Annotated in this window: 14 protein-coding genes; 7 read left to right on the top strand and 7 right to left on the bottom strand. The window is 70.7% G+C overall.

All coding sequences use genetic code 11. The features are described from left to right. Positions 1–78 precede the first annotated feature (78 nt). The 4 genes from ACZ4AA_RS26985 to ACZ4AA_RS26970 all read left to right on the top strand — a co-directional run bounded on the left by ACZ4AA_RS26985 (position 79) and on the right by ACZ4AA_RS26970 (position 2,665). Complete coding sequence (locus ACZ4AA_RS26985; RefSeq protein ID WP_261704751.1) at positions 79–240, top strand: DUF4177 domain-containing protein; 162 nt, start codon at positions 79–81, stop codon at positions 238–240. After that, positions 237–707 carry a RidA family protein gene (locus ACZ4AA_RS26980; RefSeq protein WP_467608166.1) on the top strand — a complete coding sequence of 157 codons (471 nt, stop codon included), beginning with the start codon at positions 237–239 and terminating at the stop codon, positions 705–707. Before ACZ4AA_RS26985 ends, ACZ4AA_RS26980 begins: the two co-directional genes overlap by 4 nt. 261 nt (positions 708–968) lie before the next feature. Continuing rightward, positions 969–1,838 (top strand): NUDIX hydrolase, encoded by an 870-nt coding sequence (locus ACZ4AA_RS26975; protein WP_467608163.1) that lies wholly within the window; start codon positions 969–971, stop codon positions 1,836–1,838. Continuing rightward, positions 1,835–2,665 carry an MBL fold metallo-hydrolase gene (locus tag ACZ4AA_RS26970; protein ID WP_467608159.1) on the top strand — a complete coding sequence of 277 codons (831 nt, stop codon included), beginning with the start codon at positions 1,835–1,837 and terminating at the stop codon, positions 2,663–2,665. The genes ACZ4AA_RS26975 and ACZ4AA_RS26970 overlap by 4 nt, the downstream gene beginning before the upstream one ends. A 293-nt stretch (positions 2,666–2,958) precedes the next feature. On the opposite strand, the gene ACZ4AA_RS26965 is transcribed toward ACZ4AA_RS26970, so the two are convergent. After that, a complete protein-coding gene (locus ACZ4AA_RS26965) occupies positions 2,959–3,777 on the bottom strand; it encodes a nucleotidyltransferase domain-containing protein (protein ID WP_467608155.1) in 819 nt (272 codons plus the stop codon). Positions 3,778–3,932: 155 nt separating this feature from the next. Then, positions 3,933–4,607 carry a Crp/Fnr family transcriptional regulator gene (locus ACZ4AA_RS26960; protein ID WP_006382668.1) on the bottom strand — a complete coding sequence of 225 codons (675 nt, stop codon included), beginning with the start codon at positions 4,605–4,607 and terminating at the stop codon, positions 3,933–3,935. Between the two features lie 519 nt (positions 4,608–5,126). Between ACZ4AA_RS26960 and nth the strand changes: the two genes are divergently transcribed. The 3 genes from nth to ACZ4AA_RS26945 are packed head-to-tail and all read left to right on the top strand — an operon-like array spanning position 5,127 to position 8,077. After that, positions 5,127–6,101, top strand: a complete 975-nt coding sequence (nth, locus tag ACZ4AA_RS26955; RefSeq protein WP_467608329.1) for an endonuclease III — start codon at positions 5,127–5,129, stop codon at positions 6,099–6,101. Positions 6,102–6,153: 52 nt separating this feature from the next. Then, entirely contained in the window at positions 6,154–6,864 is a 711-nt protein-coding gene (locus ACZ4AA_RS26950) for an NUDIX hydrolase (protein WP_467608151.1), read from the top strand. 13 nt (positions 6,865–6,877) lie between these two features. After that, positions 6,878–8,077 carry a MarP family serine protease gene (locus tag ACZ4AA_RS26945; protein WP_467608146.1) on the top strand — a complete coding sequence of 400 codons (1,200 nt, stop codon included), beginning with the start codon at positions 6,878–6,880 and terminating at the stop codon, positions 8,075–8,077. A 102-nt stretch (positions 8,078–8,179) separates the two neighbouring features. Here the strand turns inward: ACZ4AA_RS26945 and ACZ4AA_RS26940 are convergent, their stop codons facing one another. From ACZ4AA_RS26940 to acs, 5 genes are all read right to left on the bottom strand, one after another. After that, entirely contained in the window at positions 8,180–8,359 is a 180-nt protein-coding gene (locus ACZ4AA_RS26940) for a hypothetical protein (protein WP_467608144.1), read from the bottom strand. A 162-nt stretch (positions 8,360–8,521) separates the two neighbouring features. Beyond that, positions 8,522–9,472, bottom strand: coding sequence for an alpha/beta fold hydrolase (locus tag ACZ4AA_RS26935; protein WP_467608142.1), 951 nt, complete (start codon positions 9,470–9,472; stop codon positions 8,522–8,524). Then, the gene (locus tag ACZ4AA_RS26930) at positions 9,469–9,945 is read right to left on the bottom strand and encodes a phage holin family protein (protein ID WP_467608138.1); all 477 of its coding nucleotides are present in this window, start codon (positions 9,943–9,945) and stop codon (positions 9,469–9,471) included. The genes ACZ4AA_RS26935 and ACZ4AA_RS26930 overlap by 4 nt, the downstream gene beginning before the upstream one ends. Before the next feature lie 43 nt (positions 9,946–9,988). Beyond that, positions 9,989–11,392 carry a Na+/H+ antiporter NhaA gene (gene nhaA, locus ACZ4AA_RS26925; RefSeq protein WP_467608134.1) on the bottom strand — a complete coding sequence of 468 codons (1,404 nt, stop codon included), beginning with the start codon at positions 11,390–11,392 and terminating at the stop codon, positions 9,989–9,991. A gap of 479 nt (positions 11,393–11,871) precedes the next feature. Continuing rightward, complete coding sequence (acs, locus tag ACZ4AA_RS26920) at positions 11,872–13,872, bottom strand: acetate--CoA ligase (RefSeq protein WP_467608131.1); 2,001 nt, start codon at positions 13,870–13,872, stop codon at positions 11,872–11,874. Positions 13,873–14,016: the final 144 nt, after the last annotated feature.

Raw genomic sequence — 14,016 nt, 5'->3', positions numbered from 1 at the left:
ACAAGCCGCGCTTGCGGCGGCGGGGCGGCGGGCGGCTCGGGCGGGAGGCGGTGGTCCCCAGCGGCTACAGTCGGCCACATGACCAAATGGGAATACTCCACTGTGCCGCTGCTCGTCCATGCCACGAAGCAGATTCTGGACACCTGGGGCGAGGACGGCTGGGAGCTCGTGCAGGTCGTGCCCGGGCCGAACAACCCCGAGCAGCTCGTGGCCTACCTGAAGCGGGAGAAGTCCGCATGAGCGGGGCTGTCGAGGCGAAGCTCGCCGAGCTCGGGCTGAGCCTTCCTGGTGTCGTCCCGCCGCTGGCCGCGTACCAGCCCGCCGTGCAGTCGGGCGTGTACGTGTACACCGCCGGGCAGCTTCCGATGGTGGACGGGAAGCTTCCGGTCACCGGGAAGGTCGGGGCCGAGGTCACGGCCGAGGAGGCCAAGGAACTGGCCCGTACGTGCGCGCTGAACGCCCTGGCGGCGGTGAAGTCGGTCGTGGGCGACCTCGATCGCATCGCGCGTGTCGTCAAGGTCGTGGGCTTCGTGGCCTCGGCCTCGGACTTCACCGGGCAGCCGGGTGTGCTGAACGGCGCGAGTGAGCTGCTCGGGGCCGTGCTCGGCGACAAGGGTATGCACGCGCGGAGTGCGGTCGGTGTCGCGGTGCTGCCGCTGGACGCTCCGGTGGAGGTCGAGATCCAGGTGGAACTCACCCACGCGTAGCCCTTCGGGATGTCACCGGGGTCGGGTACAGGTTCGGCTCCGGTCCGGTGGTGGGTCGGGGCCGTGCCGGTGTATCAGCCCGTCGCCGTGGGATGAGGAGTGACCGTCGGTGGCGACGGGCATCGATGTACCGGCCCGTCCCCTCACGCCGGATCCCGGGGGCGGGCAGCAGCACAGAGAGCCCCACGTCGTACGGGGTGGACGTCGCTTGTGGGGCGGTGGGGCCTCGAACATCCGCCCGGCTCGGGATAGCCTCCGGCCATGGGGAATGGGCAATGGTTTCCGGCGGAGTGGCCGGAGCGGATTCGTGCGCTGGCCGAGGGAACACTGACACCGGTTGCACCCCGGCGCGCCGCCACGGTGATGCTGGTCAAGGACGGCGAGACCGGCCCCGTGGTCCACATGCTGCGCCGACGCGCCTCCATGGCCTTCGCCGGAGGCGCGTACGCGTATCCGGGCGGCGGCGTGGACCCGCGCGACGACGAGCAGCAGATCCGCTGGGCCGGTCCCACGCGCGCGTGGTGGGCGGAACGGCTCGGCGTGGACGAGACCTCCGCCCAGGCCATCGTCTGCGCTGCCGTACGGGAGACGTACGAGGAGGCGGGCGTCCTGCTCGCCGGCCCCAGCCCGGACAGCGTGGTCGGTGACACCACCGGGGACGACTGGGAGGCGGACCGGGCGGCCCTGGTCGCCAGGGACCTGTCCTTCGCCGAGTTCCTCGACCGCAGGGGGCTCGTGCTCCGCTCGGACCTGCTCGGGGCCTGGGCCCGCTGGATCACTCCGGAGTTCGAGTCCCGCCGCTACGACACCTGGTTCTTCGTGGCCGTCCTCCCGGAGGGCCAGCGCACCCGGAACGCCTCCACGGAGGCCGACCGCACGGTGTGGATCCGTCCCGCCGACGCGGCGGCCGGCTACGACAAGGGCGAGCTGCTGATGATGCCGCCCACCATCGCCACGCTGCGCGGGATCGTGGGGTACGAGAGGTCCGCGGACGCCCTCGCCGGCGCGGCCGCCCGTGATCTGACCCCTGTCCTGGCCGAGGCGCGTCTGGAGGGTGGCGAGGTCGTCCTCTCCTGGCCGGGACACGACGAGTTCACCAAGCACATCCCGACCGGCGGAGCCTCCGCATGACCGACGCAGCAGCGCTCCCCGGCCAGCCGCGCGGCACGGTCCTCTCCGGCCCCGCCACCGCGCGCGCGGTGAACGTCCTGGCCCCCAACGCCTCCGCGATGACCCTGGACGGCACGAACACGTGGATCGTGTCCGAGCCCGACTCCGAGCTCGCGGTCGTCATCGACCCGGGGCCCCTGGACGACATACATCTGCGCGCCGTCCTGGACACGGCCGAGAAGGCCGGGAAGCGGGTCGCGCTGACCCTGCTCACGCACGGGCATCCCGACCACGCGGAGGGCGCCTCGCGCTTCGCCGAGCTGTCGGGAACCTCCGTGCGCGCCCTGGACCCCGCGCTGCGGCTCGGGGACGAGGGGCTGGCGGCCGGCGACGTGATCAGCCTCGGCGGGCTGGAGCTGCGTGTCGTGTCGACTCCCGGGCACACCGCCGACTCGCTGTGCTTCCATCTCCCGGCCGACCGGGCCGTGCTCACCGGGGACACCGTCCTGGGGCGCGGCACGACCGTGGTGGCCCATCCCGACGGGCGTCTGGGCGACTATCTCGACTCGCTGCGCCGGCTGCGCTCGCTGACGGTCGACGACGGTGTCCACACCGTCCTGCCCGGTCACGGACCGGTCCTCGACGACGCGCAGGGCGCGGTCGAGTTCTACCTCGCCCACCGCGCCCACCGGCTGGCCCAGGTCGAGACCGCCGTGGAGAACGGCCTCCGGGCTCCCGAGGAGGTCGTCGCCCACGTCTACGCGGACGTGAACCGGTCGCTCTGGCCCGCGGCCGAGCTGTCGGTGCGGGCGCAGATGGACTATCTGCGCGAGCACGGGCTGATCTAGGGCCTGTCGTTTGGATCAGTTCGCAGACGCGGGGTCTGGCACGCACTCCCCCAAGCTCTTCGAGCAGGGGGCACCCCCAGCGGCGTTGTCGTCGGTCGCCAACGTCCCCCAGCCTCCGGCCGGGAGGTGCCCCCACCGCGTCGACTCCCTCCTCCGCCTTGCAGCTGCACGCACCAGACCCCGGTCACCGGTGCAGAACAGCCCCGTCGCTGCCCTGCTGCGACCTGACCCAAACGGCAGGCCCTAGGTCACCTGGGCCGTGGTGGCGTTCTCTCGCGTTCCGGGGGAGGGCCTCACGGGCGGGGCGCCTTGATGCCGTGCACGCGTGCGTACTCGTCGGCGAGCCACGGTCCGAGATCGTCCACGTACGAGCGGAGCGCCGCGGGGTCGCCGGTCGGCTCGTGTCCGCGTACGGCCGCGTTCCTCAGGTCGGTGGCCCGCTCCGGGTAGTACGTGCCGAACGCCTCGGCCATCTCCTCCAGATCGCTGGTCCAGCCGTTCCAGCGCGGCATGACGAGCGTGAAGCCGGTGCGCACGAGGTGCCGCGACATCGAGCGGACCAGCGGGCGTCTGGCCTCGTCGGTGTCCTCGGCCGCGGCGATCCGTTCGCGCCAGCGCGGCAGCAGCAGGGCGAGGTCGCCGTTCGTCTCGCGGGCCAGCCGCGTGTCGGGACGGTAGCGCGGGAGGTGTCCGGCCAGGTCCTCGCCCAGGAGCGGGGTGCAGAGGCAGGCGACGAACCAGCCGAGGTCGTGCCGCTCCAGGTCGCTCAGCAGCCGCGCACGGCCGAACAGCAGCGTTCCCACGCCGTCGATCTCGGCGAACTCCTGGTCGAGCGCCGCTTCGAGCGCGCGGGTCTCGGCGCGGTCGGTCTCGGTCGGCTCCTCGCGCAGGGACAGCAGCAGGTCGAGGTCGGAGCGTCCCACGCGCGCGGTGCCGCGCGGGATCGAGCCGTAGAGGTACGCGCCGTCCAGCCGGGTCCCGAAGACGTCCAGCAGCCGTTCACGGGCCGCCGCGACGACGGGCCCGAACGCCCGCGGCACGCGCGCGAGCGACCCCTCGCGCGCGATGTGCCCCTCGGCGTCGAGCCCTCTGCGGTACCCCGGTACGTCCATGCGCCCACTGTGCCGCCAGGGGCCGTCGTCGCGCAGATCATTTGCGGGTGCGCGGCCGGCGCCGGACGACCGCGGGTGCCTGGGTCCACGGGGTACGACGACGGGGTCCCGCCTCGGTGAGAGGCGGGACCCCGTCGTCGTACGGCCGAATGGTGTCAGCGCGAGCGCTTGGCGAGCCGCTCCACGTCCAGGAGGATCACCGCGCGGGCCTCCAGGCGGAGCCAGCCGCGGCCCGCGAAGTCGGCGAGCGCCTTGTTGACGGTCTCGCGGGAGGCGCCGACCAGCTGGGCCAGTTCCTCCTGCGTGAGGTCGTGCACGACGTGGATGCCCTCTTCGGACTGCACACCGAAGCGGCGCGACAGGTCGAGCAGGGCCCGGGCGACACGGCCGGGCACGTCGGAGAAGACCAGGTCGGACATCTGGTCGTTGGTCTTGCGCAGGCGCCGGGCGACGGCGCGCAGCAGGGCGGCGGCCACCTCGGGCCGCGCGTTCAGCCAGGGCTGGAGGTCGCCGTGGCCGAGGCCGAGCAGCTTGACCTCGGTGAGCGCGGTGGCGGTCGCCGTGCGCGGGCCCGGGTCGAACAGTGACAGTTCGCCGATCAGCTCGCCGGGGCCGAGGACGGCGAGCATGTTCTCGCGCCCGTCGGGGGAGGTGCGGTGGAGCTTCACCTTGCCCTCGGTGACCACATAGAGGCGGTCCCCGGGGTCGCCCTCATGGAAGAGGGCGTCGCCTCGCGCGAGGGTCACCTCACTCATGGAGGCGCGGAGCTCCGCGGCCTGCTCGTCATCGAGCGCCGCGAAGAGCGGGGCGCGCCGCAGAACGTCGTCCACGAGTTCTCTCCTTGTCGACCTGCTCAGGGGACCGTTGCCCCCCTTGGTACCAGGGGACCGTGTTCCCCATCTTGCCGGACGTTCCAAACAGTGTGATCAGTCACAAGTCTGCCGCACCGGCGTCCCGACGAGTGCGGCAGGGGGCCAATTGGGGGCCGATCTTCAGGGTCCGGGGCGGATGTCGGTGCCGGGCTTTAGGCTGGCCGGGTGTCCAAATCGCCGGTGAGAGCACAGGCCAAGGGGGCTGGGCGGGTGGTTGTACGTCGTGATTCCGCTGTGGGCGAACAGGCCCCCGACGGAACCAAAGAACCGACAAAAGCGGCAGGCGCCGTGCCCTTGAAGGCCGTGTCCGGGACGGGGTCGAAGGCGCCGTCGGCGACGGCGCGCGGGAAGAGCGCGAAGAAGACGGCGCCTCGTCCCGCCAAGAAGGTGACACCCGCGAAAGGGACGGCGAAGAAAGTGACACCCGCGAAATCGGCTGCCGAGAAGGCGGCACCCGCGAGAGCGGCCGGCGAGAAGGTGGCGCCTGTGAAGGCTGTCGCCAAGAAGACGCAGTCTGCGAAAGCCGGTGCCAAGAAGGCGGCATCGGTCGCGGCCGCCGCCAAGAGGACAGCTGCCGGTAAGGGCGCCTCCAAGGAGGCTGCGGCCGGTAAGACCGCATCCAAGGAGACGGTGGCCGGGAAAGCCTCCAAGAAGGCCGTGGCCCCCGTGCCGCCGCGGAACGAGTCGCACACCGCCCTCGTCCGCCGGGCCCGCCGCATCAACCGCGAACTCGCCGAGGTGTACCCGTACGCCCACCCGGAGCTGGACTTCGAGAACCCTTTCCAGCTGGTCGTCGCCACGGTCCTGTCCGCCCAGACCACGGACCTGCGGGTGAACCAGACGACGCCCGCGCTCTTCGCCAGGTATCCGACCCCCGAGGACCTCGCCGAGGCCAACCCGGAAGAGGTCGAGGAGATCCTGCGCCCGACCGGGTTCTTCCGCGCCAAGACCAAATCCGTCATAGGGCTCTCCAAGGCCCTGAGGGACGACTTCGGGGGCGAGGTGCCCGGGCGCCTCGAAGACCTCGTGAAACTGCCCGGAGTGGGCCGCAAGACCGCCTTCGTCGTGCTCGGCAACGCCTTCGGGCGTCCCGGGATCACCGTCGACACCCACTTCCAGCGGCTCGTACGGCGCTGGCGGTGGACCGCCGAGACCGAGCCCGACAAGATCGAGAAGGCTGTGGGCGAGCTCTTCCCGAAGAGCGACTGGACCATGCTGTCGCACCACGTGATCTTCCACGGCCGCCGCATCTGCCACGCCCGCAAGCCCGCCTGCGGCGCCTGCCCCATCGCCCCGCTCTGCCCGGCGTACGGGGAGGGCGAGACCGACCCCGAGAAGGCGAGGAAGCTCCTGAAGTACGAGAAGGGCGGCTTCCCCGGGCAGCGGCTCAACCCCCCTCAGGCCTATCTGGACGCGGGCGGCACGCCCGCGCCGCCGCTGGGCGCCGGATGACGGAACGAACTCGGCCTCGGCGGGCGTTGGGAAGAGCAGAACGGGGGTGGCGATGAAGCACGCAGGCAACACACAGGACACGAGCAACACGCAGGGCGGTCCGGTGCTCAGCAAGGAAGGACTGCCCGACTGGCTGGGCCCGGTCGCGCAGGTCGCCGAGACCGTGGAACCGCTCCAGCTGAGCCGCTTCCTGCCGCCGGCCAACGGCACGGGCCGTCAGTCCGCGGTGCTCATCCTCTTCGGCGAGGGCCCGCGCGGCCCCGAACTGCTGCTCATGGAACGGGCGGGAACCCTCAGATCCCACGCCGGGCAGCCGTCCTTCCCCGGTGGCGCCCTCGATCCCGAGGACGGCGACCCGGCCACCGACGGGCCGCTGAACGCCGCTCTGCGCGAGGCTGAGGAGGAGACGGGTCTCGACCCGAGCGGTGTCCAGCTCTTCGGCGTCCTGCCCAAGCTCTACATCCCGGTCAGCCGTTTCGTGGTCACCCCGGTCCTCGGCTGGTGGCGCCGCCCGACGCCGGTCGGTGTCGTCGACCCGGGCGAGACGGCCCGGGTCTTCACCGTCCCCGTGGTGGATCTCACGGACCCGGCCAACCGTGCGACCACCGTGCACCCCAGCGGTTTCCGGGGTCCGGCATTTCTGGTCGAATCGGCCCTGGTCTGGGGCTTCACGGCCGGGGTGATCGACAAGATCCTGCACTTCGCGGGCTGGGAGCGCCCGTGGGACCGCGACAAGCAGGTCCCACTCGACTGGCGCGCGTGACAAGGTGACCTTCGTGAATGTGCTGGACATCCTGTTGCTGGTCGCCGCCGTGTGGTTCGCGATCGTGGGCTACCGCCAGGGCTTCGTCGTCGGCATCCTGTCGGTGATCGGCTTCCTGGGTGGTGGCCTCGTCGCCGTCTACCTCCTCCCGGTCGTCTGGAGCTGGACGACCGACGACAGCAAGGTGAGCACGACCGCGGCCGTCGTCGCCGTGGTCGTCGTGATCGTCTGCGCCTCGGTCGGCCAGGCCCTCACCACCCACCTCGGCAACAAGCTGCGCCGGTACATCACCTGGTCCCCTGCCAGAGCCCTGGACGCGACCGGCGGCGCCCTGGTGAACGTCGTGGCGATGCTGCTCGTCGCCTGGCTCATCGGCTCCGCCCTCGCCGGCACCACGCTGCCGACGCTCGGCAAGGAGGTCCGCAACTCCAAGGTGCTGCTCGGGGTTTCCCGCGCGCTGCCGAACCAGGCCAACACCTGGTTCGCCGACTTCTCCTCGGTCCTGGCGCAGAACGGCTTCCCACAGGTCTTCAGCCCGTTCGCCAACGAGCCCATCACCGAGGTCCAGCCGCCCGACCCCCAGCTCGCCGCCAGCCCCGTCGCCACCCGCTCCCAGGACTCCATCGTCAAAGTCATGGGCACCGCCCAGAGTTGCGGCAAGGTGCTCGAAGGCACCGGTTTCGTCTTCAGCGACCGCCGTGTGATGACCAACGCGCACGTCGTCGGCGGAGTCGACCAGCCCACCGTCCAGATAGGCGGCCGGGGCAAGAAGTACGACGCCACGGTCGTCCTCTACGACTGGGAGCGCGACATCGCCGTACTGGACGTGCCGAACCTCAAGGCGCCCGCGCTGCGCTTCAGCACGGCGGACGCCGGCAGCGGCGACAGCGCGATCGTCGCCGGGTTCCCGCAGAACGGCTCGTACAACATCCAGCCCGCGCGCGTGCGCGGCCGCATCACGGCCAACGGACCCGACATCTACCACCGCAAGACGGTGCGCCGCGATGTCTACTCGCTGTATGCGACGGTCCGTCAGGGCAACTCCGGCGGACCGCTGCTGACACCCCAGGGCAAGGTGTACGGAGTGGTCTTCGCCAAGTCGCTCGACGACGCCGAGACCGGCTACGCGCTCACCGCGGACGAGGTCCGGCAGGACATCGCCAAGGGGCGCACGGCCGACCAGCAGGTGGACAGCGACAGCTGCGCGCTCTGAGCGCAGGGCGGGACCCCTGTCGCGTCGGAGGATGCCGGACGGGATCCCAGCCACTTCGGAGAGTGCGGGTGGGATCCCGGTGTCGATGGCGTGAGAGGGGCCTCAGCCGCGCGGATGGCGCAGCCGTACGGAGACCCAGCGGGCCCGGCGCCGCAGAATGTGCGGAATCCCCACACGCGTATCCGTGCCCGACCATTGCCGGGCACCCCCCTGACGAGAGCTCAGACCCGATGCCGAGCGGCGATTGCGTGCTACGTCACTGTAGTCGTGCGTCCAGCCCATACCCCGACGTCTGCCCCTGCCCCAAGGTCGATAACCTCGCCCCGGCCCTTCAATTGGCCTATGCGCGAGGCAAGTGGCCGTTCGTAGGACAGGTGTTCACGGTCCGCGTCGTCGGCGTGACACCGGGCAGTTTCGCGTGGCCGAGCAAGAGTGACCGAGGTGTCACCGGTCGGGTTCCGGATCCTTCAGCCAGTTGATCAGTTCGGTGGAGAAAGCGACCGGATCCTCTTCGTGCGGGAAGTGGCCGAGCCCGTCGAACAGCCGCCAGCGGTACGGCGCTTCGACGTACTCCCCGGAGCCCGCCGCGCTCCGCGTCCGCATCACCGGATCGAGCGAGCCGTGCAGATGCAGGGTCGGCACCCGCACCGGCCGCTTCATGCGCCGGTTGAACTGGATGCCGTCCGGGCGCGCCATGGACCGCACCATCCACCGGTACGGCTCGATGGAGCAGTGCGCGGTCGAGGGGATCCGCATGGCCCGGCGGTACGTCTCCAGGGCGTCCTCGTCCGGCTGCCGGGGACCCGACCAGTCGCTGACCAGACGACCCACCAGGGAGGCGTCGTCCGCGAGGAGTTGACGCTCGGGGATCCAGGGGCGCTGGAACCCCCAGATGTACGAGCCCGCCGTCGTCTGCCTGACGTCGGAGAGCATCGCGGAACGCCAGCGGCGCGGATGCGGCATGGACGAGACCGCGAGCCGGCGCACGAGCTTGGGCCGCATGGCCGCCGCCGTCCACGCCAGATAGCCGCCGAGGTCGTGCCCGACGAGCGCCGCGTCGGGCTCGCCGAGGGAGCGCACGACCCCGGTGATGTCGAGCGCGAGGTTCGCGGGGTCGTAGCCGCGGGGGGTGCGGTCGCTGCCCCCGACGCCCCGCAGGTCCATGGCGACGGCCCGGAACCCGGCGTCGGCGAGCGCGACGAGCTGGTGCCGCCAGGCCCACCAGAATTGCGGGAAGCCGTGCAGCAGCAGCACGAGCGGCCCGTCGCCGAGCTCGGCGATGTGGAAGCGCGCGCCGTTGGCTGCCACGTCCCGGTGCGTGACCTTCCGGCCGCCGGGAAGGTCGATCCGTACGACCGAGGTGGGTTGCGCCGATGGTGTGGCGGGGTCCGTCATGAGGATGAGCGTGCCACAGCCTTGACGGCGTCCTCGACCGGTTCGGGCCGGGGGTGCGGCTTGGCGTTCGGCAGGACGCCGGCCGTCTCCTTCACAGAGGCGGCCACCTTCTGCGGGCTCTGGCTCTTCTTGACCTTCTTCGCGAAGATCACGCCGATCAGCGCGAGCACGGCCGCGACCAGCACGTTCGCCGCGAACGACAACAGGAAGCAGATCGCGAGATTCCAGTGGCTCCAGGTCCTGATGCCGTACGTGAGCGCGAAGCTGAGCATCGGCAGGGAGAAGATCAGGATCGCTCCGGCCGCCGAGAACGCGCCGCCGCTGACCGCGCCGCGCTTGACGTCCTGCTTGAGCTGAGCCTTCGCCAGCGCGATCTCGTCGTGCACCAGCGCGGACATCTCGGTCGTCGCCGCGGCGACCAACTGGCCGATGCTGCGTTCGGCGCCGACCGGGGTTCCGTCGGGTGCGCTCATCGCGATCTCCCTCTTCTGCATGTGTTTGTACGGTCCTGTCAGATCATGCCGGACCGTCGTCGCCCTCGCTTGCCCCACCCGCCACTTCGGCAATCCTGCGGTGCTCCGCGGCCTTCCGGTCGTAGATCGCGGCCATGCGCAGGTGGTACGCGGGCTTGTCCTGCTCGTAGATGTCGGGGATGCCGTCGAGGTCCTCGTCGCGTTCCTCGGCCTCGCACATCGAGCGGTACTGGGAGTTGCGTATCTTCAGCAGGATCGTGGCGAGCACGGCCGCGATGAACGAGCCGGTCAGAACGGCGGCCTTGGTCTCGTCGGTCAGGCTCGTGTTGCCCGCGAAGGCGAGCTCGCCGATGAGCAGCGAGACGGTGAAGCCGATGCCCGCGAGGGTGGCGACCGCGGCGACGTCGGCCCATTCCAGGTCGTCGCTGAGCGAAGCCCTGGTGAAGCGGGCCGTCAGCCACGTACCGCCGAAGATGCCGACCGCCTTGCCGACGACGAGCCCGAGCACCACGCCGAGCGTCTCGGGGCGGGTGAACACGTCGTGGATGGCACCGCCGGAGATCGCGACCCCGGCGCTGAACAGGGCGAACAGCGGCACGGCGAGGCCCGCCGACACCGGGCGCACCAGGTGCTCGATGTGCTCGCCGGGGGAGTGTTCCTCGCCGTCGAGCGGATGGCAGCGCAGCATCAGGCCCATGGCGACACCGGCGATGGTGGCGTGGATGCCGCTGTTGTACATCAGGGCCCAGATCACCAGCGCGAGCGGGACGTACACGTACCAGCCGTGCACGTCCTTGCGCAGCAGCAGCCAGAAGACGCCGAGGCCCACGACGGCCCCGCCGAGCGCCGCGAGGTTGATGGAGTCCGTGAAGAAGACGGCGATGATCAGGATCGCGAACAGGTCGTCGACGACGGCGAGCGTGAGCAGGAAGGCGCGCAGGGCGGACGGCAGCGACGTCCCGATGACCGCGAGCACGGCGAGCGCGAAGGCGATGTCGGTGGCCGTCGGGACGGCCCAGCCCTCCAGCGAGCCGTGGCCGAACACGTTGGTCAGGACGTAGACGATCGCGGGAACGGCCATGCCGCAGACCGCCGCGGCCACGGGCAGCACCGCGGCCCTGGGGTCACGCAGGTCGCCGGCCACCAGCTCGCGCTTCAGCTCGATGCCGGCGACGAAGAAGAAGATGGCGAGCAGTCCGTCGGCCGCCCAGTGCTCCACGGACAGATCGAGCCCGAGGGCGGCCGGTCCGAAGTGGTAGTGCGAGACGGTCTCATAGCTGTGCGGCAGGGTGTTCGCCCAGATCAACGCCGCGACCGCCGCGATCAGCAGCAGGACTCCGCCCACGGTCTCGGTGCGCAGCGCGCCCGCCACGAAGTTCCGCTCGGGCAGGGACAACAGGCCCAGGAACTTGCGCGGGCTGGTGCTGTTGCTGGGGGTCGTGGCCATGGTGAGGACCTCCGGTCGGGCAGGCAGGGCTGAGTACTCGCCGACCAGACTTCCCGGCACACCATGGACGATCTTGTCGCGTCTTTGACGCTTTGCTTACCTTACCCACGATGCGGCCGGTTCGGTGGGGGATCTTCACGGTACGACTGAAGGGGCCGCAGGGCTTGCTGGTTGGGCCGACGGGGGCACTGGGCGGACGGGGGCTGGACCTGCGGTGCTGGACCGGCAGCGCAGATGCTGACCGGCAGTGGCGGGGTCGGCGGCCGATTGAAGGGTGGCTGCGGGCTGCGGGCTGCGGGCTGCGGAGTGCGGACTGCGGTGGGGGGCTGCGCGGTTGCGCGGGTTTTCCGGTGCGCGGAGCCTGAGGCGCCTGGGGCGTGGAGACGCGCTTGAGGGGTGCGGACGCGCGTGAGGGGTGCGGGAGCACGGTGAGTGTGCTCCCGCACCCCTCAGGGTCGGGCCGGCGGGGTGAGCCCGCCTCAGTCCTCGCTGGGCGCGGCCGGCAGCTTCGCCTGGATCAGGTCCATCACCGTGGAGTCGGTGAGCGTCGTGACGTCACCGAGCTCGCGGTTCTCGGCCACGTCGCGCAGCAGACGGCGCATGATCTTCCCGGACCGGGTCTTCGGCAGCTCGGCCACCGGCAGGACCCGCTTGGGCTTGGCGATCGGACCGAGCGTGGTGCCGACGTGGTTGCGCAGCTCCGCCACCAGGCCCTCGTCCTCGGCGGAAGCCGTCCCGCGCAGGATGACGAAGGCGACGATCGCCTGCCCCGTGGTCTCGTCCGCCGCACCCACGACCGCCGCCTCGGCGACAGAGGGGTGGGAGACGAGCGCCGACTCGACCTCGGTCGTCGAGATGTTGTGCCCCGACACGAGCATCACGTCGTCGACGCGCCCGAGCAGCCAGATGTCGCCGTCATCGTCCTTCTTGGCGCCGTCCCCGGCGAAGTACTTGCCCTCGAAGCGGGACCAGTACGTGTCGAGGAACCGCTGGTCGTCACCCCAGATCGTGCGGAGCATGGACGGCCACGGCTCGGTGAGCACCAGGTAGCCGCCACCGCCGTCGGGCACCTCGTTCGCCTCGTCGTCGACCACGGTGGCCGAGATACCGGGCAGCGCCCGCTGCGCCGAGCCGGGCTTGGTCTCGGTGACCCCGGGCAGCGGCGAGATCATCATCGCGCCGGTCTCGGTCTGCCACCAGGTGTCGACGATCGGCGTACGGTCCCCGCCGATGTGCTTGCGATACCAGATCCACGCCTCGGGGTTGATCGGCTCGCCGACCGACCCGAGCACCCGCAGCGACGACAGGTCGAACTTCGCGGGGATGTCGTCGCCCCACTTCATGAACGTACGGATGGCCGTGGGCGCCGTGTAGAGGATCGTCACCCCGTACTTCTGCACGATCTCCCAGAACCGGCCCTGGTGGGGAGTGTCCGGGGTCCCCTCGTACATGACCTGCGTCGCGCCGTTCGAGAGCGGCCCGTACGTGATGTACGAGTGCCCGGTGACCCAGCCGATGTCGGCCGTGCACCAGTACACGTCCGTCTCCGGCTTGAGGTCGAAGACCGCGTGGTGGGTGTACGAGGCCTGCGTGAGGTAACCGCCCGAGGTGTGCAGGATGCCCTTCGGCTTCCCGGTGGTCCCGGAGGTGTAGAGGATGAACAGCGGGTGCTCGGCGTCGAACGCCTCCGGGGTGTGCTCGGCCGACTGCCGACCGACGATGTCGTGCCACCACACATCGCGGCCCTCGGTCCAGTCCACGTCCTCGCCGGTACGGCGCACCACCAGCACCTTGTCGACGCCGTCGACCCGGCTCACCGCGTCGTCGACGGCGGGCTTGAGCGCGGACGGCTTCCCGCGCCGGTAACCGCCGTCGGCGGTGATGACCAGCTTGGCGTCGGCGTCCTGGATGCGGGTGGCGATCGCGTCGGCGGAGAACCCGCCGAAGACGACCGAGTGCGCGGCGCCGATACGGGCACAGGCCAGCATCGCGACGACGGCCTCGGGGATCATCGGCAGATAGACGGCGACCCGGTCGCCCTTGCCGACACCGAGCTCGGTGAGGGCGTTCGCGGCCTTCGACACCTCGTCCTTGAGCTCGGCGTAGGTGATGGCCCGGCTGTCGCCCGGCTCGCCCTCGAAGTGGAGGGCGACGCGGTCGCCGTTCCCGGCCTCCACATGCCGGTCCACGCAGTTGTACGCGACGTTCAGCTTTCCGTCGGCGAACCACTTCGCGAACGGCGGATTCGACCAGTCCAGTGTCTCGGTCGGCTCGGTGGCCCAGGTCAGCCGACGGGCCTGCTCGGCCCAGAAGCCGAGCCTGTCAGCCTTGGCCTGCTCATACGCCTCCGCGGTGACATTGGCGTTCGCCGCCAGGTCGGCGGGCGGCGCGAACCTGCGCTCTTCCTTCAGCAGGTTGGCCAGGCTTTCGTTGCTCACGACATCTCCCTTTCCCAGGGTGTCCGTTGTGTCCCAGGCCACAGCTCATCAGACCGGGGGGCCCGGTGACAAGGCCCGACCCAGAATTGGTTTAGACCTATGCCTGGGTCGTCCTCGTTCCGCTCACGGCCCACGCGGCATCCCCGTATCCCGCGACAGGGCCCCTTCACCCTTCACGAGACCACA

The organism is Streptomyces sp. NPDC024698 (genome assembly GCF_055559015.1).
Note: the sequence above shows the minus strand (reverse complement) of the source record. Positions and strands in the feature narration are given on the sequence as shown.

What these genes read in the sequence shown, in the direction of transcription:
- ACZ4AA_RS26985 (WP_261704751.1), top strand. Translation starts at nt 79, where the DNA reads ATGACCAAATGGGAATACTCCACTGTGCCGCTGCTCGTCCATGCCACG.
- ACZ4AA_RS26980 (WP_467608166.1), top strand. Translation starts at nt 237, where the DNA reads ATGAGCGGGGCTGTCGAGGCGAAGCTCGCCGAGCTCGGGCTGAGCCTT.
- ACZ4AA_RS26975 (WP_467608163.1), top strand. Translation starts at nt 969, where the DNA reads ATGGGGAATGGGCAATGGTTTCCGGCGGAGTGGCCGGAGCGGATTCGT.
- ACZ4AA_RS26970 (WP_467608159.1), top strand. Translation starts at nt 1,835, where the DNA reads ATGACCGACGCAGCAGCGCTCCCCGGCCAGCCGCGCGGCACGGTCCTC.
- ACZ4AA_RS26965 (WP_467608155.1), bottom strand. Translation starts at nt 3,777, where the DNA reads ATGGACGTACCGGGGTACCGCAGAGGGCTCGACGCCGAGGGGCACATC.
- ACZ4AA_RS26950 (WP_467608151.1), top strand. Translation starts at nt 6,154, where the DNA reads ATGAAGCACGCAGGCAACACACAGGACACGAGCAACACGCAGGGCGGT.
- ACZ4AA_RS26940 (WP_467608144.1), bottom strand. Translation starts at nt 8,359, where the DNA reads ATGGGCTGGACGCACGACTACAGTGACGTAGCACGCAATCGCCGCTCG.
- ACZ4AA_RS26935 (WP_467608142.1), bottom strand. Translation starts at nt 9,472, where the DNA reads ATGACGGACCCCGCCACACCATCGGCGCAACCCACCTCGGTCGTACGG.
- ACZ4AA_RS26930 (WP_467608138.1), bottom strand. Translation starts at nt 9,945, where the DNA reads ATGAGCGCACCCGACGGAACCCCGGTCGGCGCCGAACGCAGCATCGGC.
- nhaA (WP_467608134.1), bottom strand. Translation starts at nt 11,392, where the DNA reads ATGGCCACGACCCCCAGCAACAGCACCAGCCCGCGCAAGTTCCTGGGC.